We start from the raw sequence: 20,997 nt of genomic DNA, 5'->3' as shown, positions 1-20,997 counted from the left end.
GGTGAAAAGAAAGGATGCTGCAAAGCAATCGCCTAATGTTTTTACAACCAGTCAGAATGAGGCTGGAGTATAAAGTGTACAAAATATTAGGAGAGCAGGGCGAATAGGGGCACAACCCCGTCATGCGATAGTTCTCACCACTTGGCGGAGCTGGTGGAAGTTTAAACAATAACATTGCATGGCTGCCGCGGACTCATTCGAACCGTATCAAACCTGATGCGGAACGAAAGACTTCGCCCATGAAAAGCCTGATCACAATTGAGGAATTATCTCTACTCATTAATAAATCTGTAACAAGCATTCGCAGCGACAGAACGCGTAACCCCAAGGCTCTACCTCCAATCTGCAAATTACCTGGCACTAAGAGGTTGCTTTGGCGTGAAGAGGATGTTGAATCGTGGATTCGAAAATACATAAATTTGGAGCCAGATTTATCGACTAACAACCAAACACCCAGTGATATTAAGTCTAGGCCAGGGCGACCAACTAAAGCAGATCAAATAGCTCGAAGAAATCGCATCCCGAATTTGAAGGATGCCAAATGAATAATCGACTCCCTTCAACTAGATATTACATAGATATATTTAGTGGGCGCTCAACTCACTCCACAAAAAATCAGACTTTAGAGCCAATTCCCCATAAAAATAAGTTAATTCCTTTTTGGAGGGATAACTTTCGCTGCATTCCAAATGAAATCGCCCAATCTTCACTTTTCTCAGCAAAGAATCGAAATCAACCCCGTGCTTATTTAAGACAAGCTGAAATTGGGTTAATTGGTGCGGGAAGTATTTCATTTACTGGCGAAGAGTTAAGGCAAGATGATCAAACAGTTTGGTTGCAACTACTACACTTAGCCCGCGAGTATCCGATAGGGAGCATTGTCAAATTCACACCCTATTGGTTCTGCAAAAATCTTGGATGGTCTGTCAATGGAAAGAGCTACATCAGACTTAGATTATGTCTCAACCGTATGCAAGCAACCTCGTTATCAATTACGTCAACACGGCTCAAAAAAGGTGTAAGCCTATCAATGCTTCCGTTTTTTAGATGGAGTGATGAAGCTGGTAATACGCTTTGTCAGTATGAAGTTAGAATTGCGCCAGAATTAGTTAATCTATTTGGAGAAGTTTATTACACACGGATTGAGTGGGCTCAACGGTTGGCATTGCCAGAAGGTTTATCAACATGGCTACATTGTTATTATGCAAGCCATAATAAACCATTTCCAGTAAAAATCTGTACATTAAAAAGAGGCGCAGGCCTGACAACTCAGAGCAAATCATCTTTGAGACAAAATCTTGAAATTGCACTAAATCTACTTGTAAAAGTCGATTTCTTAGAGTCATGGAAAATTAATGGTGAGCTTGTTCATGTGAAACGAAAATAAAGTGGTCTATTGTGTTTTGAAATACAGTTAGGTTAATTTTTGTCTCTATAATTATTTTCAGCCATCTATGAGTCAATCTGCACCACCCATTCCAGAGTCGCATGCTCTGCCGAAACGGCTCTCCCATCCGTGCTTTCCTCAGCCGCGAGATGCGAACGTCAAGGTCTGGCGCTATATGGATCTTGCCAAGCTCATCTCTCTCATTCAATCGCGAAAGCTATACTTAGCGCGACTTGATCAGTTAGCAGATCCGTACGAAGGATCTACTACTCAACTCACAGCAACTGGAATCGACAGATTTCTCAAGAATGTCGGCTCAGAGAATGGCTACAAGGACCTCAAAGGCTTCTATCGAAAGTCGCGGCAGTCAACCTTCGTATCGTGTTGGCATGCGAACGAGCACGAGTCCGAGGCAATGTGGCGACTCTATGGTGGGCTAAGCGGCGGGGTGGCAATACAAACGACCTACGCAAAGTTGGTCCAGTCAATTGAACAAGTGGGCGAAGTCTATATCGGTCTTGTTCGCTACATTGACTACTCCACTGCCTGGTTTCCTGACGCGAATGCCTTCTATCCGGTCATGCACAAAAGAGCTTCGTTCGCTCACGAGCGAGAAGTGAGACTGGTTTGGTACTGGGGGTCGCCGCCAGAGCCCGATAGCCCTCCATCCAGCCTATCGATACCATGGGACATCGAAGCTTTCGCCGAGCAGATATTCGTTGATCCATACGCTCCCGGCTACTACTTCGAAGCAGTGAAAGCTGTTCTCTCATCAATGGCCCCCAATCTAGTCTCCCGTCTAGCATGGTCGCAAATGAAAGTGGCCCCAGTCTTCTAGGATGCAGATGGCAAAGATCATGCGCTATATGAGAGCCTATTTCGACTTGTCCTTTGTGTAGTGGTACCTAAATTAGCGTAAGTTAATCGATACCGTATCATGGATTGCCCAATGCGATCTGATTGATGTCGGATTGCAATTAACCTATTTATTAACTTAGATCTCAAATTTAGTAAAAAGCCCCTTTTATGAATTGGTTAGGATAAGAGCTTCATTAACTATATGATTTAATTTAAATAACACTCTCGACTTGAATTACAAAAATCTCAAGTTGAATTACAAACGACAACTGCATTATTAAATATATGATTTTATTGAAACGACACTCTCAACTTGAATTGCAAAAAATCTCTAGTTGAATTACCAACGACAACACTTAAATCCGCAGATGTTTGTAGTAAATTTCATACGCCCTTAAGAAAAATGGGTATTGTGTTTTGAAATATAAATCTAATTGGCAGTTAACGAGTTTTGAAATATTGACTATTGTGTTTTGAAATACAAATCATAGTGCTATGACATAACATGACAAGTAAAATAAAGCATAAATATCAATGGGTTAAATTAAAGAAATGATGCCCTAACTAGTTTTAACCCATATTTTAACCAAAGTAATTCTGGATAACATTACTCCAACAAAAGTAGCTCCTAGAGCCGGAGGACAAAATTTAAGCGGAAGAGCTATTAAACGACGGCTCATTTGAAGTAAACGCGCTCGACTTGTAGGTCGCGTCGAAGACTGTTTCAGTCAGCCAGCGCTTAAAATTGGGGTTATCACTGAACTGCTTGAAGAGTTCGGTGTGGTCAGACAGTAACTCCAACACCACGCGGTTTAGGGCCTTATCGTGCTCCAGTTTTGCGTTTTGCTTGTCGGAGTTCGCCTGCGCGTTTTGGTACGCCTTATCCTGCGCAACTCGCGACGGTATATCCACGGCGATGACTTTGCGGATCTTGTCCTCGTCCTTCCACTCGATGTTGCCGAAGAGGTCGTTGAAGGTCTTGATGATCGCAGAGAGCCTGTCGATCTCGGCTTCGCCTTTGCCGCCAGCGCTGGCAGGCGGTATTGGCTCAACTGTGGCATCGGAATCTGCCATAGCCATCTTCAGCGCTGCTTTGGCCTCCACCCGGTAGCTGTCCATGTCGATGGTTTCCAGCACCCCTTTGGAGAGGTCTTCCTCCTTGGGCGCGGGCAACTTGGGAATGAGAAAGTTCAGGAAGATCGACAGCTTCTCCCACGTCGGGTGACCGTAACTCAGGATCGCTGCGAGGAAACCGTAGCTGCGCACGAAGGCCTTGGCTTTGCCCTTGAACTTGACCTGATCGTCCTCGCCGAGCTTGTCTGTGTATTCGGCCACGCACGCATCGAGGATGGGGTCGAGCTTGTCCCGGTCTGCGCCGCTCAAGTAAAGCGTAACCAAGTCTTCAACCTGTTGCCAGCTGTACACCTGCTGCCCGTCTAGTTCAGCCTTCAGGTCGTGCAGCTTGTTGGCGTCGGTTTCGCCGGTCTGTATGGTGGCGCGGTAGTAGTCCTGGAAGGCCGCCTTCACCGCCTCGGCGTTGTCGGCGAAGTCGAGCACGAAGGTGTCGTGCTTCTGTGGATGAGCCCGGTTCAGGCGTGACAGGGTCTGCACCGCCAGCACGCCCGCTAGCGGCTTGTCCACGTACATCGTGTGCAGCAAAGGTTCGTCAAAGCCGGTGACGAACTTGTTGGCAACGATCAGGAATCGATACGGGTCTTGCTTGAGATTGGGCGGGATGTCCTTGCTCGGAAACCCATTGAGATCGGCCTCGGTCTTCTTCTGCCCGCCAATCTCGAAGTCGCCCGAGTACGCCACGATGGCCTTGTATGGGCTCTTGATCTGGGTGAGGTAGTCCGACACCTCGCGCCAGTAGTCGATGGCCCGCGCGATTCCGTTGCACACGATCATCGCCCGCGCCTTGCCTCCGATCTTCTGCTTGCCCGCCACCTGCGCGATGAAGTGATCGACCATAATCTCGGCCTTGCGGCGGATGGCCTTGTCGTGCGATTCGACGTAGTGGCGAATCTTCTTCAGCGCCTTCACCTTGTCGAATTCCGGATCGTCCGCCACCGTCTTGGCCACTTGGTAGAAGCTGTCGTAGGTGGTGTAGTTCTCCACTACGTCGAGGATGAACTTCTCCTGGATGGCCTGCTTAGTGGTGTAGGTCAGTTCTTCGGGCGAGCAGAACTGCACCTTGTCGCCGACCAGGGTCTTCTCGCCGAACAACTCCAGCGTCTTGTTCTTGGGTGTGGCCGTGAATGCGAAGTAGCTGGCGTTGGCCAGCAGCTTGCGCGAGGCGATACGCTTCTCAATTTCCGCGTTCACCGCATCCTGCGTGCTGTCCTCTTCGAACTCCTCCTCGGCCACCTTGCCGCCGAGAGCTTCGTGCATCCGCGCCGTGGTCTTGCCGCCTTGGCTGGAATGCGCTTCGTCGATCAACAGCGCGAACTTCCGGTCGCTCAAGTCGCCCAGCTCATCGAGAATAAACGGGAACTTCTGCACCGTGGTAACGATGATCTTCTTGCCACGGCGCAGGTACTCACGCAGCTCCTGCGCGTTGTCGGAGTGGCCAAAGATAGCCGCCACATGGTCGTAACCCTTGATGGTGCGGGCAATCTGTGTGTCCAGCGCGCGCCGGTCGGTGATGACGATGACGGAATCGAACTGCGCCGTCATCGGGTCGTCTTTGCGGCGTAGCTCCACCAGTTGGTGCGCCAGCCAGGCAATGGTGTTGCTCTTGCCGCTGCCTGCCGAATGCTGGATCAGATAACGCTTACCCACCCCGTCGGTATGGGAGCGTCGAAGCAGGGCGCGCACCGTGCGCAGCTGATGGAAGCGCGGGAAAATCTGCTTACGCTTTTTCTTCTTTTTGCCGCTGGCGTCTGCTTCTTCTTCCTCCACCACCTGCGCGTAACTTTCGATGATGTTGGCCAGCGACTCGCGGGTCAGCACCTGCTTCCACAGGTAATCGGACTTCAGACCATCCGGGTTGGGCGGGTTGCCTGCGCCGCTGTTCCAGCCCTGGTTGAACGGCAGAAACCAAGAGGCTTTGCCCTTCAACTCAGTGCAGAACGCGGCCTCCGCGTCATCGACTGCGATGTGCGCCACGCAACGCCCCAACTGGAACAGCAGCTCCTGTTGGCTGCGCGTGGTTTGGTACTGGACGATGGCGTCGGCCAGAGTCTGTTTGGTCAGCGAATTCTTCAACTCGAACGTCAGTACCGGCAGACCGTTGATGAAGATAGCCAAGTCCAGCTCATTGCCGGAATCGTTGCTGTAGCGCACCTGCCGGGTGACGCTGAAGATGTTCTTGCCGAAGGCATCCGCTGCGGCGGCATTGCCCGGCGTGGGCAGCAGCTTGTAGAGATCGACGTGTACCGGCCCGTGGCTGACGCCCTTGCGCAGCACGTCCACGACCCCGCGCTTGGTGATCTCGCCCTGCAGCCGATGTAGGAACTGGGTGCGCTTGATGCCCTCCGCCGCAAGTTCCAGCGTGTCCACCGCCTTAGGCTGGGTGGCCTGCAAGAAGGCGAGCAACTGCGCCACATCCAGCGCCACGTCGCGGTTGTAGTCTGTGGGTTTGCCCTGCACGTAGCCGTTATGGGTGGCGGCGAAGTCCATGGGAGCTAGCGCATGGCTGTACTCGGGCTGCGGCACACCGGTCAAGCCGCGCACCACGCGCGCCTCGAACCAGCGCTCGCTGGTGTCAGTCTTCGCCATCGCCATCCTCCTCTTCGGTCACATCTTCGTTTTCATCGCCCAGCGCGGCCAGTGCCGCGTCGTCCACCACGTCGTCCGGGCCGGGCTGCCAGCCGCGCACGTCCACTTGACCGGTGACCACATCGGCAATCAGGCGGTCGCGGTATTCACGAGCAAGCTGAATTTGCTTCTGCTCTCGTTCTATTGCAGCGTCAATCGGGTGTAACTCGTTCTCTAACAGGTCGATCAATTGATCCTGAACTTCTTGAGGTGGAAGAGCGAACCAGACGTTGCCAATAACCTCTCGAGTAAGATTTCCCAGCCCGGTAGTGCTATTCGAACCGAACGCCATCTGATCGCGTCCAATTCGACTATTCAATAGATACCAAACCCACTTTGAGGACACTGAAGGTTTGGGGCGTAAGCGTTGCATGAAATTAGAGAAACAGCAGCCAAGCTCTTCGACCTCTTTCGTGACCAAGCTGGTTTTTCCAATATGTTTCTCACTGCCGCTAGATTTTGTAATTACAAGATCGCCAACTCGAAGTTTTTTCGAGCGTATTTCATCCCCAGACAATTGCCTCAATGCCGGTGAATCAATCCGCCAGCTGCCATCTACCGCTTGTTCCGTCGAACGCAATACGGGAGTGCCGCCGCTGCCGACCGGGTCATCACCCCAGCAGCCGCCATCATTAGCCGCGAGTTGGGTCTTCAACCGACAAACGGTCCAATCAAGCGGCACCTTTTCCAACCATTCGACTCCAGATGGTTTTAGAGGGGCAGATGAATCAAAACCGCGAGTGATTGCTTGGTCGATGATGCGCAGCTTCTGTTCGGTGAGCAGCTTGATCAGATCACGCTTGGTCTTGATGAAGCGGGCAATGTGCGCGTCCTGCGCGCGCAGGTAGGCGACGATCTGGTCTTGCTCGGGGCGCGGGGGCTGGATCAGCGCAATGTCGAGGAACTGGTTGGGGTACAGGCGCAGGCGCGAGGATCGGATGCCAGTCGAACGCCCGATGTATTCGGCGACGTAGGCGCGGGTGCGCAACAGGTAATCGAGATAGGCCGGGTTGAAGCTGTCGGCGTGGTGCGGGCGGTAGACGCCATAGGCCGGACTGACGATGCCCACGTGCCTGCTCGCACCAAGCGCCGCCATCCACGCCCACAGCGTGTTGATCACGATGTCACCGGGACGGCACAGTTTGGAGCCAACGTAGCTCGCAGCCTTGAACATCGTGACCTTCTTTTGACTGCGCGGGGTAACGCCAGTGAGGTGAGACACCGACAGCAGTTCTTCCTGTCCGGTCTTCGAGCGCTCATCCACCTCGCGGAAAAAGGTCTTGGCGCGTTGCTCGTTCCAGTGTTCCGGCACAGCGGGCAACCAGCGCATCTTCGGTTGCCGGTAGTTCGGGTACGCGCTCGCCACCGTCATTACGCACCCCACACGATCTTGTGCAGCAACCCTTCGCTCTGGCGCTCCAGCGCGAGGATATCGGCGCGGATTTCTGCCAGCGTGCGCAGCGGCACGGGCTTGTAGAAATAGCGGGCGAAGGAAATCTCGTAGCCGATCTGAGTCTTGTCGGTGGCAATCCAGGCATCCGGCGCATGCGGCAGCACTTCGCGTGCAAAGAAGGCGTCGATGCCGCCCGGTTCCTTCAACGGCACCTGCTCGGTATCGCGCAGCTCGCTGTCGGGTTCGTACTCGACCATGAATCGATCCTTGCCCATGGTTTCCAGGTACGCGCCGTCGAAGCCGGGCTCGAAGTGTTCCCCTGCCTTGAGCTTGCTGCGCTTGGCGACGACCGGCGGTGCGGTTTCGACGCGCCAGCTCACCGCCTTATAGATGGCCTTCTTCTCCGGCGCGCCGAGCTTGTCGCCCTGCGCCTTCAGCGCCGCATCGAAGCGGGAGCGGAATTCGTTGTGGTCGTCGAACACGGCGCTGCCCAGTGCCTTCTGCGCCCGTTGCGCCACCTCCATCAGCCCCTTGTCACGCTGCCAGGTCGATGCATCGAGCAACTTCTTGCGGCGCTTGGCGGGCACGGCCTTACGGGCGGCGGGGGCTTCACCGTCATCGCCGCTGTCTTCGCCGTCGTCGTCTTCGTTTTCGTCCTCGCCTTTCAGCCACGCCTCGATGGCCGGTTTGCGCTTGGCGAACTCGCTGTAGAGCGCCTCGCCGTGGGTGGCGTAGATCTCGGCGCGCAGCGCTTCGTCGCCGGTGGCAAACCGCAGGGGCTCGATGCGTTCGTCAGAGAGCTGACTTTTCAGGCGTAACGGGCGCTCGACGGTGATCTTCCAGTAGCCGAAGTCCTGGGTGTCGAACCATTTGGACTGCGCGGTTTCCTGCGCATCGCCGAGGTAGAGATCGAGGATTCGCTGGATGTCTCCATCCGAGAGTTCGCAGTTCTTCTTGCCGAGGTTGCGGCGCAGCGGCTGGAACCACTGCGATGCATCGATCAACTGCACTTTGCCACGCCGCGCTTCGGCCTTCTTGTTGGCCAGTACCCAGATGTAGGTGGCGATGCCGGTGTTGTAGAAGATGTTGAGCGGCAGGGCGATGATGGCTTCGAGCCAGTCGTTCTCCAGCACCCAGCGGCGGATATTGCTCTCGCCCTGGCCTGCGTCGCCGGTGAACAGCGCCGAGCCGTTATGCACCAACGCAATGCGGCTGCCCAGCGGCGTGTTGTGCTTCATCTTTTGCAGCTTGTTCACCTGGAACATGAGCTGCCCGTCGCTGGAGCGGGTGATGAGCTTGAACTCGGCATTGCCCGCGTGGCTGACGATGAAGCGCGAATCGTTGAATTCCTTCTTGCCGCCCATGCGATCCAGATCGGTCTTCCAACTCTTGCCGTAGGGCGGGTTGGAGATCATGAAATCGAATTCGCGGCTGCGGAATTGGTCGGCGGACAGGGTGGATTTGTCTGCGCCGCCGACAATGTTCTCAGCCTCCGCGCCTTCACCCTTCAAGAGCAGGTCGGCCTTGCAGATGGCGTAGGTTTCGTCGCTGATCTCCTGCCCGAACAGGTGGATCGACACCTCCTTGCCGTGCTGCTCAGCCAGTTCGTGTAGCGCTTCCTCGGCCACGGTGAGCATCCCGCCGGTGCCGCAGGAGCCGTCGTAGAGCGAATAGGTGCTGGACTCGATCCGGTCGGCCACCGGCAGAAACAGCAGCTTGGCCATGAGGCTGACCACGTCGCGCGGGGTAAAGTGCTCGCCCGCTTCTTCGTTGTTTTCCTCGTTGAAGCGGCGGATCAGCTCCTCGAACACAGTACCCATGCCGTGGTTATCCAGCGCAGGCAGCTTGATGCGGCCGTCGGCATCCTTTACGGGCAGCGGCGCGAGATTGACCTCGGGGTCGAGAAAGTCGTCGATCAGGTAGCCGAGAACGTGGGAATCCACCAGTTTCTGGATCTGGTTGCGAAAGTTGAACTTGGTGAGGATTTCCTGCACGTTCGGCGAGAAGCCGTCCAGGTACGCAATGAAGTCATCGCGAAGGCGCTGGCCTGCCGCGCTGGCCTTCAGCTTGGCTAGGGTGAATTCCGAGACATTGTAGAAGGCTTGGCCAGCCGCCATCCGCAGCGCGCCATCCTGCTCGGCCACGTTGTGGGTGTCTAGGAACTTCTTGCGCTCCAACACTGCGTCTTTCGTCGCTTCGAGCACGGCATCAAGCCGCCTCAACACGGTAAAGGGCAGTATGACGTCACGGTACTTGCCGCGCACGTAAACGTCGCGCAGGCGGTCGTCAGCGATGTTCCAGATGAAGTCAGAAATCCACTTGATCTGGCTTTGGTCTTGTTGTTTTTGTTGCATCAATACTTCCCTCAGCTCTTCGCAGTCAGACTTTCATATTGCGAGATGCGAGATTCCAATGATTAGATAGATAAATCCGTGTTTATTATTGCGTCAACCAAACCTGATGCCAAACAAGCCTCCGTCTTCAGTGGCATCAGTCAGGCGTTTAGTTAACACAAATTGGTTCAAATCAAAACCATCAATGGTCTCTTTGAAGGCATCATCTTCATTCATCGTAACGATGTACTGAAAACCAAGCTCCTGTGCGATCTCCGAGCCTAGGCGCAACGCGCTAATTACCTGGCGCCCATCGACGCCATCAAATAGATGGCTGTCATGAATCAAGAATCCGGGCCCCATTTGCCGCTTGGCGCACAAGCGCATCAGCATCATGTCGAAGCAGAAAATCTGCATATTCTTGATGCCCTTGCTACGTTGCCCCTGCATCGGAAACTTGAACATTGGGCCGTTGGATGTTTCGTCCACCGTCATGCTGCCGGCGGATTCGTAAAGCCGCTGCGAAGTCTCTTCAAAAGCAACGATGGCTTCCGCTAGTCGATCCTTCTGCTCTGCAAAGTCGCGCCGCAAGCGTATGGTGAGGCGGTTACGCTCAATCTCCAATTCGTTCTTGATGCCTTCAAGCTGTTCTGCTGCTTCGAAGCGTTGCCGCAACGATTCCACTTCTGACTCCAGGCGACCCAGCTCTCCCTGCAACTTGAGGAATTGTTCTAGCGCGCCATGGCTCTTCAGGATGCCCAGCACCTCGCTACGGCGATGGTCGAGCTGCGCCTTTTTGCCGTCGCGCAGTTCGACCCGCAGCTTTGCAGCCTCCAGTTCGCTGGATAGGTAGTCCTTGCGGTTGCGCACCACCGATTCATGAAAACTCTTCACGTCCTCATAGCGGCGCTTCACCAAGCCGGGAAGCACTACGCCCGCTTCTTGGTAGACGGCCTGCAGATCTTCAAGGTCAGGGGGAACCTCGGACGCGAGCGCGCCTTCCAGATCCCGTATCGCTGAAAAGTCGATGGTGTTGGCGTTGGCCAATTCACTGAGCTGGCGCGTAAGCGCGGCACTTTCAACTTCCAGCTCACGGTATTCAGGCAGGACGTGGAAAGTCTCGACTTCAGCATAGAGCTTCTTGAGGCGGGCCTCCTGCAGCGTCAGCTCAGTGCGCAAGTCGGCCGCCTTGCCGATGATCGAGCCGAACGCGCCATTCCCTGCCGCCTTCTTAAGCTCTTCCAGCGTTTTCTCTCGATCACGAACAGCTTGCCAATCACGGGCGATCTGCCAGTCCAATCCGAGCAGGAACATGAGTGCCATTTGCATATCGCCGGTGCCCTGCATTGTGGCCTGCTTTTCCGGCGTCATGAAGGCTCCACTCGCTTGCCGGCGCACGAAGTAGGCGAACAGCGACCGGAACGATGGCGGCTTACTACCGGCGGCCTCTAAGCTGCTTAAACCAAACATCTGCTCGCCGAGGAATGCGCACCACTCGGTAGCCGAAAACTTGACCTTCGCCGCAGGCGGGGCAGTCACAAAAATTTTGGCTTTGGTGCCGCCGCTGCGATCAACGACGGTGCGCTCCGACTTCAAGTCGAAGTCCATTCCAAAGGATTGATCAACCAGTTCCTTGGTGCGAAAAATTGATTCAGGACCAGCGTCGGCACCGAGCAGGAAATGCACCAACTCTACGAAGCTGGTTTTTCCTGCCCGATTGCGCGTCTGCTTGCTGCTTGCACCCTCGGTTTTCTGAGCAAGCAAGACATTCAGACCAGGTTTCAGGTCTTCAAGGCTCTTAAAGCTGGGCAGCGTGCTGAAAATGTGATGAATCAAGGCGCCCTCCGTGCCACGAGGCCGCTTTCGAGTTCAATGGTCCCCATGGCATAAAGAAGGTCGAGCGCGAGCAAGAACCAGTCGTAGGTTATTTTCCGAGGCATTGTGGCTACGCTTGCGTCATGCTTGTTCAGTTCCTCCCACAATGCAGAGACGGTCTTCGGCCGCACAAGGTAGGTCAATACATGGGCGCCGACGGTCAACAGCGCGCGATCCTGTTGAAGATGTTTGGAGGGCAGGATCATGCAGCCCCCACCGCTTGAGCGTCTTCAAAAATCTCGCATTTATCGAAAAGATATGCCATGACGGCCAGCACTGCCGCCTTATGTGTCGGCGTGGTGTTGGCCGTGCCCCCGGCCCACGTTTCGAGCCGGCCGAATATCTCATCGGGGTGCAGTGCGGGAACTTGGTCTCGCAGCGTCACGTATTCACTTTTGAACGCCTGCGCGATCTGCTCGCCATAGGTCGGGTTCCTCCAGTTATTGAAGAACTGCGCCACGAGCGTTGACTTCTGCATACCGATCTTCAGAAATTCGGCGACGGCCAGAGACAGCAGGTTTGCCTCGATCTTGCCGCGCGACACATCCTTCACTTCGCTGGCCGTGGGCACGGGCGTGATGCTGATGTGGGTGAGGACGGCCACCAAGTCGCCAAATCCCAAATTGACATTCGCTTCCATCGTCAGCGACGGGCCGAACCAAGATTCGAGATCCAGCAAGCTCAACTTGCGAAACTTCGCCAGCATTTCCTCATACCCGCAGTGGCCGATTTTGATTTTTGGGTTTTCTTGTCCGAGTCTCGCCAATGCTTTGATGATGTGAGGACCCAAGCGGCCATCGGGCGCATTGTGGACAAAGGTCCACTCGTCGAAATACTTTTCCCAGTGCTCTTTAGCGCCGTCGAAATCCTCGTTGATTTTCTTGACCGCTTCGGCGGCAGTCAATTCATTGGGGGCATAGCTTTGGTACAGGATGCGCGCCGAGGGCAGGTATCCATCATTCTTCCGGTCTCCAACATTTCCCCATGGGCGGCACGCCATGAAGTCATTGGGATGCGCTTTCGACATCAGTTTCTCGAACAGACGTTGAAAACTATCTCCCTTAGACTCTAAAAAGGCAATCCGAAAGTCTTTTTCGAAGTTGAGTTGCTGTATGCGATCCATGGATTCTGGCCCAATATTTATTTTTTAGTTATTTTCAGGTTATACCTTATGGCTTATTAGGTATCAAAATGATGTTGTGCATGATTTACATCAATTGTAAGAGCCCTATCGATCGCTACTCTCGTCAGCAACATCCGGATCACATCTGACATGCACCAATCCATCCCAGACAGTACGTTGATAGTTTCCTCTTTGTTTTTCCAGTAAATCTGAGCACTAAAGACAGCACTTGTTACCATAAAAATCTCTAAGTGTTTAGTAGCCACATTGTAGCTTCATTTATCCTTCAAAGTCATTTCTGGTCAATTCAAACAAGCAATATCATGATCTAGATGCCATTTTCGTTATCCAGCATAAAGTTTAAATTTTGTAGGCTCCATTACCTTTGATTATCCTTTGGCTTGTTTCCCTTAAACCTTTAAACCCTTTTTATGCTCTCACGTAATTTTTAGTGAGAGCGCCCTTTGGGTAAGCCCATTAGCCATTAAAGGTCCTTCACGGACCTTTTGATGGCTTGAAATACATGGCTGATTAATTTGAAAGTTCATTATTTGAGCAGCCTGCCAAAATGCTTTACATTCAAGTAGTTATTTATTTTACCAAGACCTCATCCACGACCTTATCCACAGATCTTGTGGAAACAAGCTCGCATTCAATTCTTTTACAAAAAATACAACCTTATTTCTGTAACAATAATAATTTGATTGTTGTTACAATAATCAGATAGCGATTAAAGTTGAGGCATGATTTTTCATGATTAACCAGCCTGTTCCAATTAGCCAAAACCCGTCTATCGTCCGAATCCCTTTTTATGAGGGTAAAGTGCGTGCTGGGCAGTCACGTTTTGCGTCTGCCGCGCAGGATTATGAAATGAAAGAGCTCGATTTGAACGAGCTTTTAGTCACGGACCCACCCGCCACGTTTATTGTACAAGTGGATCACGACTGCGACTCCATGATCGATGCTGGCATTCTTCCTGGTTCTAAACTCGTGGTGAACCGGGCGCTGGGACCTAAAGCCAAATCATCGAATATTGTTATTGCCATTGTTGATGGCGAGTTCGTCGTAAAGCGGCTATACAAACGCTTTAAAATTGTCCGCCTCCTGTCTGAGAACAAGGCTAAGGCGTACCCACCTATTGAGTTTACTGAAGGGCAAGAGCTGGTTATCTGGGGTGTAGTGCAACATGTCATCAATTCATTCACGTAAACGCGTTTTTGCGCTCGCTGACGTGAATTCCATGTATGCCTCCTGCGAGGAGGTGTTCCGTCCTGATATCCAGGGAAAACCTGTAGTTGTCCTATCCAATAATGATGGATGCGTAATCGCACAAAATAAGCTCGCCAAAGAAACTCTGGATATTTATATGGCGCGCCCCTGGTTTGAGATTAAGGAAGTGGCGGAAAAGCTGGGTACAGTCGTGTTTTCGTCCAATTATGAACTCTATGCCAATATGAGCAATCGCTTTACGGCAGTGCTATCAAGATATTCACCTCGCATGGAGAAATATTCCATTGATGAGGTATTCTTGGAAATGACCGGCATCAAAGCCAACTACACTGACTATGGTCAGGAAATTAGGCGAGATGTCCGTGATTCGACCGGCTTACCCATTTGCGTAGGCTTTGGCCATAGTAAAACCCTGGCAAAACTCGCCAATCATTGCGCCAAAAAGCAGCCCCAGTGGAACGGAGTATGCGATTTCACCTCCCTGTCAGAATCTGAAGTGGATGGCATCCTTGCTGATTTGCCTGTGTCTAAAGTCTGGGGCGTGGGTAGACGGCTTGAGGCAAAATTAAATGAGGTAGGTGTCTTTACCGCACTACGGTTAAAGAAAGCCGACCACAAGCGAATCCGCGACAAGTTTGGGGTGCTACTGGAGCGTACTGCGCGAGAACTGAGTGGTGAAGTTTGGATAGAAATGGAAGACGAGCTACCCGAGGCCAAACAGGTGATGAGTTCACGCTCGTTTGGCGTGCGAGCCTCTACTCTCGAAGATCTCAGTCAGGCAGTAGCTTTTCATGCGGGCATTGCAGCAGAACGCATGCGCAGTAAAGGGTTGCATGCGAATGGTGTATACGTATTCATCATGAATAGCCCGCACGACCAAGCACCTTATTACGCGAATAGCCTCTCAATTGGCTTTCCTGCACCGACCAACTCTACGCCCAAGATCACTAAAGCCGCCTTGTGGATTTTGAAGAAAATATACCGGCCTGGGATTTATTATCAGAAATGCGGCGTGATGATGCTTGAGACTGTCTCAAGTAAGGGATTGCAGAATGATATGTTTGGCTTTTCCAGTGACGACCCGAAATCTCAAGCACTGATGACCGTCATGGACCAAATTAATAAAAAATATTCTAAAGGGACCGTTAAAACTGCTGCTGAAGGAGAGGTGCAATCATGGAAGATGCAGCGTAACTATCTCAGCCCGAATTACACTGGAAATTGGAATGACCTGTTAAGAGTCAAATGAATGATGAATAGCTCAGATTTATAGAGTCATTTTGTAAGCAGGGCCTTCGTATTGCCCTCTCAGCAATACACCTCTCACTTCCAAAAGCTCGCAAACCTCTTTTAAATTATCCAATAGCGATTTTATCGACTCGCCTTCAGCTAGTTATATCACCTTAGGTATTCATTGAATTACTGAAGGCAGCTGCATTATGTTCCTTCTTTTGCTAAGAGCTGCATATTAAGCGAGGTCGTTGTCAATCCAGCCCGATCAAAGCGATATCGCATGTAAGCTGAAATATCTTCTTCGTGGGACGATACAATTAGTTGGCAATGCTTTAGTTCACAGCGGAGTAAGTCTGTAAGAGAGGCAATATTTACATCGTCTAGAGACTGAGATGGATCATCAATAAGGATTAGAGGAACGTCCGCATAAACTTTATTTAATGATAGGAAAAAGGCAAGACTGAGGGCTGACACTTGGCCAGAACTCATTGACATCACTGCATCGTGGTCAGACTTTTCTGCTGTCAGGAACCGTAATTGCTTGCCGTCACGGCTCTCAATAAATAATCCGAGGCCACGTTGGTAGTTTTGGATGAGCCGACCACTGTAGATATGAAAAATAAGCTCAATTTCTGAGATAGTTTGATCGGCATACTTTTGTTCAGCCTTCTCTAAAGTTGTACGGAGCTTAGTCAACTTATCTTTTGCTTTGTTGGCCGCCTCATTTTCGCGTCGAATTTTCTGTAACTCAACCAAACATTTCTGAAGCTTGGTGCTTTGGGCTTCATTAGCTTTAATGTTTATATAAAGTTCTTTGTCTTTGAGATCTTGAGGATCAAGAATGTAAAAGCTCTCCAAATCCCTGAAGGCTGCTCCAATGATTTGGTGCCAATCATCTGGGAGATCTACGGTTTCGCTCGTTTTTTTGGCTTGCATCGAACTACGTAGAAATTCAATGCGAGCCGCAATGACTGTTTGGTCGTCGCTGAATATGAAGTTTGTCTCGATGCCTTCAGACTTGAGACGTTCACCCATTTGCTGAATTGTAGATAGACGGCTTCTAACTTCTATAAGCGCTTTATGCAGCGCATCGTTATACCCAACGTTGAATTCGGCCTCGCGCTCATGGATATACGCTTCTATCACGGAGAGTTCTGAGGACAACGACGTAGTCAGAGCTACTAAGTCTCGACCATCCTTGCTCAATGCCTCACCAATCTTATGCGCTCTGACTTCAACAGCTTCGAGTAGGGATGCATGAGAATTCCAATCAGTACCGCAAAGGGGGCAAAACTCATCATCAGGATAAATTCTGGAATGCTCTTCCAAAAGCTGTTGTTTCAATCGAGCAAGTTCGGCTGCCGCGCTCTCATTGGCAGTGTTTTGTGTCTGAAGTTTATTCCGCGCCGTAATCTGCTCTTCAAACCACTTCAGCCGTTCACTCCCCAATCCTGGTAGCGTGTGAAGTTGCTCAATTGTAATGGCCAAAGCACCCTTTTTAATGACGGACAAGGCTTTGCCCAGTTGGTCAATTTCTTTTTTGGCTTGATCCAAATCATCTAAGTCACTTATATTCGACCCCAACTTAGCCAGAGCGGCAATTGACTCTGCATGAATCCTGATTTCAGCTTCGATAGCTTCATTGCCGGCTCTGGTGCGTATCGCTGCTTTTAGTGGAAGTATTTCATTCAGTTTACGAATTGACTCAATATATTGGGCATACAAACCTGCATCGTAAGTGGGAAATGGATTTTCCTTGTCCCAACTTGGCTCAAGTTCAACATTAGTTATTTTTTTATATTCAACATTTGAGAGGTCAGCCTGAACCATTTCACGCAAAGCAACGCACTCGTCTTCTAATGAGGTCGCTATTGCTACACGAGTGTCATCACGTATGTACTTGGTAAGTCTTGCCTCTAACGAGCGACAATTTTCAATTTCTGCGGCAACATCACTAATGTTAAATAGGTTTCCGAGGGCATCCTTCCGCTCATCTACTCTAGTGTGGAGCAATTTGTTTTGCCCTTGTTCGAGGTAATTTAAGAATGAGAAATTCTCTCTAAAATTCTTTCCAAAGGTTTTATCCAGAAACTCATTATCTCTTTTATTGGAGGAGGTATAGTCCTCAGATTCAAAGTTGGGCAGCTCGTGTAGCGAGAAATGCTGGAATTTGTCTGCTCGGTTATTCGCTTTCGTTTCGAGTGTACTGACTGGCGCATACCTGGCTAGAACTAGCCTACGGTCGCCACTTACAAACTCGATTTTGATTGAAAGGTCTTTTTTTCCGGAACGTGTATTCCACAGCAAATTGTCATCATAATTTTTTTTGTTCGCTGTCATCAGCGTTGAGAAAAGATTATGAACTCTTTTGATTTGTCCGGTCAGCAGCAACTCTAATGCATCAAAGATACTTGTCTTTCCATATCCATTTGGACCATCAAGGGTCAAAAGAGAGGCTGTGCCTAAATCCAAATTTATATATTTGAAAGCTTTGAAGCTAGAAACTTCAATTCGCGTTATTTTCCAGCTCATTGCCGATTAGCTCCTTCATAAGTTCATCTATATTTTTCGGGGTCAGCCTTTGAATAGTTGAGTATGTCGTATCGAGACCTGCTTCAGCTACTGCTTCATTTGCTTGAAGACGTAATGAAACTAGATCACTTCGCTTAAAGGGAAGCTCAAGGAAGGGAAGCTTAATGTAGATCTTTGCTGCCACGCTATATTGTGTTGCAGCAAGTGGATCATTCTTGTAGCTGTTGAATTGGCTTTTATCCGAGATAGTTGCTTTTAGATCATCATAGGTATAAGTCTTAATAGCCTCTTCTTCGGTATCGCTGTAATACAAAATGTACTTTTTAAAGAAGTGAGGATCTTCTTCGATCGCAAAAATTTGCTCTTCGTAATTTTTAAACTCTGCCAGCTTGTTCAGTCGATGGATACAAATTAAGTCACAATTTTTCTTGAATGCGGGGTGACCAAGAAATGCAGAGGGCGCCGATTTGTTGATAGCAGTATTAAGTTCAGCTGGTGTGAGAAGTGTGGAAAGTTGATGCAGAATCGCAAATCTAATCTCAGAACCTGATTCACGTATGTAGAAGCTTGTGACCTCGTTCACATTTTCTTTTTTAAAGCCATGGGCTATCAGAGCCTCATCAATTATCTTATTTATCATTAAGTTTAGCCTCTGCATCCGCCTTAGTCATTATGCTAAGGCAGAGTGATTTGGTAATTTTACTATCAATGCGATCTACTAGATCTGGATTGGTTAGGTCGTCAGGACGTGTATATTTAGTATTGACAACGAAAGTCTGTATAGATCTGCTCGCGATAAGATGATTGTATTCATAGAGAAGATTGAGAAGATCTCCATTACTTTGCATTTCACCCAATAGATCTGCAGTGCACCCTTCCTCGTCTGCTAGTTCTGGTAGATCAAGAGCAGTGGGCAAGTAGAATTTATTATCGGAATCTAGATAGTGAGGAAATTGTATCAATATAGGCTCTATATTCATGGAATCAATCAGGCCTGAATAACGCCTTATATCTGCCTTCTGAATGCTTGAAAATCGCTCGGACGGTTTAATTAGCTGACATAACGTTTTCAGTTCGCTGGCTTTTTTTTCACGGATATAGTCAAAAAGACGTCGGGATCGGGCGTACAATTCATCATTCAAGCTTGGTAAAGCCTGATCAAGCCTGTCTTCTAAATGGCTGCACAACTTGGATTTTAGATCAGCAGCATAGTACTCCACATCTTCGTGAGGATTCTGAGCCAAAATGTCATCAATTATGCTCTGTGCTGTAATTCGGCTCTGGTAAGCAGCTTGGTTAGCCTGCACGCGATCTTCTTGTACTAAGCGATGTATTTCTAAAGCCTTTGTGCTTATTTTCTCAGACAGAAGGCAATAATTGTAATCTAGGAGGTTTGCACTTAGTAGAATCGACTTGCTCCTACAGATCTGTTCAATAATTTCTTTTGTCAGGACTTCTATTTCTCCCAGACCGCAGAATTTATTGCTGCCGTATTCATAAAATTTGACAAGCTCACCATTCCCGCCCGAGTAGTCGCTAGTGTCGTCCAGTTGAATGGATACATGGAAAAAACGAGAAACGCCCTTGATTCTATCAAACTCTATAAGGGACGATTTCTCTAAAGCGGCGACGTAACCGCTTCGGTACCTTCCTATCTTTGCCTTTACCTGGTGAGCGCTTACCAATGCACTATTTTTATAAATTGCGAAGTCGTCACTGCTATCTAATTGAAGTTCGAAATCCGTATCACCTTTATTGATTAGGCATAAGCAGTGATATAGCGCAACTTTTCCTTGATAGACGAAGCCGCTCCATGAGGATACTGCACTATCTGGATAGCTTTCTTCCGTTACACTACTCACCTTGCCCCCTTGAATTGTTATTTTTATTCACTTTTCACAGTGACAGCTTTTATTTAGTTATCTGTATGCAACTAAGACTTCGTTGTAATCATGCTGCAATAACTCCCGAGATTTATACTAAATTCGAAATTAAGTATAGCTCTTCTATAAAGTAAAAAGTTGTGCACGATCATGTTACATGATTGATAGTCTTGTAAAAGTAGTTTGGATAATTAGTCAAATGAATGATGAATAGCTCAGATTCATAGAGCCACTCTGTAAGCAGCGCCTTCGTATTGCCCTGTCAGCAATACGCCTTTCACTTCCAAAAGCTCGCAAACCTCTTTCAAATTATCCAATAGTGATTTTATCGACTCGCCTTGAGTATGCGCCCCAGAAATACCTGGAATGATGCCGACGTACTGGTTGGTGTCCCTGCATTTTTCAATCGTAAATTCAACAGTTTTCATTACGAATCCCCAATATCAAATTAAAGCTTATGCTAAAACAAGCTTGCCGGTGCATTAGAAAAATCTGCCTCCAGATACCCATCCCGACTAAGCATCAGCAAACCTTTGGCTTGCTCGTTTGTAGCATGTAGCCAGTTCATGAAGTGATTATTTTCTACCACCACGACAGAGCGTTTTTCATCCTCGGGTTTATGAAAACGCTTCATGAAACTGTGCGCGTCTGCATTCACTGTCAGCATCGAGAATGACATGAGGACTTCACCAGTCTCACGGTCAATAATCCGCTCCCAAATGGAGGCGATGGCTGTGGGCTGCCCATCTGATCGATAGATGCCAGTTCTGACAGCTCTACCGGACTCGTAGCAGGGTTCATAGAAGCGTTCAGTTAAGATAAGACCAAATCTCCGCTCACGCCAGGCCATGCGATACGATGGCTTTTCACTCACAGTCTCTGACCGCGCATTATACGTTTTGAGACCAAATTTTTTCTTGTCTTGAGCCCAGTGTGGCACTAAACCAAATTGTGCCAGTTCGCATTTTAGTTTTCCTTGATCAACATATACGAATGGAGCAGCATACGTTGGATATGTCTCTGCTGGCCAATCAGCCGCAGGCAACTGACAGTCAAAGTGATGTTTAACCCATGCTACTTGAGTATGTTTAATCGGTTCAAAATTGCTACACATAAGAGAAAGTATATTTGGCCATTATTTCTTTCAAATATAAATTGATCGTAAGATGTATTCAAATACACTAAATTAGCGTGATTACTGAGATAACTATTATTCTGGGTAACACTTATTGGCTAAATCTTTTAAGGATTGCCATACAATTTTCCGAATATGACTCCATATTCTAAGGTCATAAATGTAAGTTTTTTGAGCAAAAGTCCTCAGTAGTCAAACTTCGTATCCATTCAATAACCTTCAAAATTTCCAGCCGATCCGAAACTAGCTCTCTGCT

At 49.5% G+C, this 20,997-nt stretch carries 15 protein-coding genes; 3 read left to right on the top strand and 12 right to left on the bottom strand.

Annotation, left to right across the window (positions count from 1 at the left end; genetic code table 11):
• Positions 1-541 precede the first annotated feature (541 nt).
• Complete coding sequence (gene trfA, locus INP77_RS12655) at positions 542-1,387, top strand: plasmid replication initiator TrfA (protein ID WP_194749437.1); 846 nt, start codon at positions 542-544, stop codon at positions 1,385-1,387.
• A 1,506-nt stretch (positions 1,388-2,893) separates the two neighbouring features.
• On the opposite strand, the gene INP77_RS12650 is transcribed toward trfA, so the two are convergent.
• The 7 genes from INP77_RS12650 to INP77_RS12620 all read right to left on the bottom strand — a co-directional run bounded on the left by INP77_RS12650 (position 2,894) and on the right by INP77_RS12620 (position 12,967).
• Positions 2,894-5,965, bottom strand: coding sequence for a type I restriction endonuclease subunit R (locus INP77_RS12650; protein WP_194749436.1), 3,072 nt, complete (start codon positions 5,963-5,965; stop codon positions 2,894-2,896).
• A complete protein-coding gene (locus INP77_RS12645; RefSeq protein WP_228518926.1) occupies positions 5,952-7,334 on the bottom strand; it encodes a restriction endonuclease subunit S in 1,383 nt (460 codons plus the stop codon). The genes INP77_RS12650 and INP77_RS12645 overlap by 14 nt, the downstream gene beginning before the upstream one ends.
• Before the next feature lie 41 nt (positions 7,335-7,375).
• Positions 7,376-9,751 carry a class I SAM-dependent DNA methyltransferase gene (locus tag INP77_RS12640; protein ID WP_194749434.1) on the bottom strand — a complete coding sequence of 792 codons (2,376 nt, stop codon included), beginning with the start codon at positions 9,749-9,751 and terminating at the stop codon, positions 7,376-7,378.
• A gap of 93 nt (positions 9,752-9,844) precedes the next feature.
• Positions 9,845-11,566, bottom strand: a complete 1,722-nt coding sequence (locus INP77_RS12635; protein WP_194749433.1) for an ABC-three component system protein — start codon at positions 11,564-11,566, stop codon at positions 9,845-9,847.
• Positions 11,563-11,811 carry an ABC-three component system middle component 6 gene (locus INP77_RS12630; protein WP_016725762.1) on the bottom strand — a complete coding sequence of 83 codons (249 nt, stop codon included), beginning with the start codon at positions 11,809-11,811 and terminating at the stop codon, positions 11,563-11,565. Before INP77_RS12630 ends, INP77_RS12635 begins: the two co-directional genes overlap by 4 nt.
• On the bottom strand, positions 11,808-12,728 hold the full coding sequence (locus tag INP77_RS12625; protein WP_194749432.1) for an ABC-three component system protein: 921 nt from the start codon (positions 12,726-12,728) through the stop codon (positions 11,808-11,810). Before INP77_RS12625 ends, INP77_RS12630 begins: the two co-directional genes overlap by 4 nt.
• A gap of 56 nt (positions 12,729-12,784) precedes the next feature.
• Positions 12,785-12,967, bottom strand: coding sequence for a type II toxin-antitoxin system RelB/DinJ family antitoxin (locus tag INP77_RS12620; RefSeq protein ID WP_194749520.1), 183 nt, complete (start codon positions 12,965-12,967; stop codon positions 12,785-12,787).
• A gap of 514 nt (positions 12,968-13,481) precedes the next feature.
• Here INP77_RS12620 and INP77_RS12615 point away from each other — a divergent pair.
• Both INP77_RS12615 and umuC read left to right on the top strand, forming a co-directional pair.
• Positions 13,482-13,937: a LexA family transcriptional regulator gene (locus tag INP77_RS12615; RefSeq protein WP_194749431.1), complete on the top strand. Its 456-nt coding sequence runs from the start codon at positions 13,482-13,484 to the stop codon at positions 13,935-13,937.
• Entirely contained in the window at positions 13,915-15,207 is a 1,293-nt protein-coding gene (gene umuC / locus INP77_RS12610) for a translesion error-prone DNA polymerase V subunit UmuC (RefSeq protein WP_194749430.1), read from the top strand. Before INP77_RS12615 ends, umuC begins: the two co-directional genes overlap by 23 nt.
• A gap of 188 nt (positions 15,208-15,395) precedes the next feature.
• On the opposite strand, the gene INP77_RS12605 is transcribed toward umuC, so the two are convergent.
• The 5 genes from INP77_RS12605 to INP77_RS12585 form a co-directional block, all read right to left on the bottom strand.
• Entirely contained in the window at positions 15,396-17,723 is a 2,328-nt protein-coding gene (locus INP77_RS12605; protein WP_194749429.1) for an AAA family ATPase, read from the bottom strand.
• On the bottom strand, positions 17,698-18,363 hold the full coding sequence (locus INP77_RS12600; protein WP_194749428.1) for an ABC-three component system middle component 1: 666 nt from the start codon (positions 18,361-18,363) through the stop codon (positions 17,698-17,700). The genes INP77_RS12605 and INP77_RS12600 overlap by 26 nt, the downstream gene beginning before the upstream one ends.
• Positions 18,353-19,585, bottom strand: coding sequence for an ABC-three component system protein (locus INP77_RS12595; protein ID WP_194749427.1), 1,233 nt, complete (start codon positions 19,583-19,585; stop codon positions 18,353-18,355). The genes INP77_RS12600 and INP77_RS12595 overlap by 11 nt, the downstream gene beginning before the upstream one ends.
• Before the next feature lie 242 nt (positions 19,586-19,827).
• On the bottom strand, positions 19,828-20,034 hold the full coding sequence (locus INP77_RS12590; RefSeq protein WP_194749426.1) for a type II toxin-antitoxin system HicB family antitoxin: 207 nt from the start codon (positions 20,032-20,034) through the stop codon (positions 19,828-19,830).
• Positions 20,035-20,066: 32 nt separating this feature from the next.
• Positions 20,067-20,720: an SOS response-associated peptidase gene (locus INP77_RS12585; protein WP_194749425.1), complete on the bottom strand. Its 654-nt coding sequence runs from the start codon at positions 20,718-20,720 to the stop codon at positions 20,067-20,069.
• Between the last annotated feature and the right edge of the window lie 277 nt (positions 20,721-20,997).

It is taken from the genome of Methylophilus sp. 13 (assembly GCF_015354335.1).
Lineage (GTDB): Bacteria > Pseudomonadota > Gammaproteobacteria > Burkholderiales > Methylophilaceae > Methylophilus > Methylophilus glucosoxydans.
The sequence above is the reverse complement of the archived record's forward strand: the minus strand, read 5'-3'. Positions and strand labels throughout refer to the sequence as shown.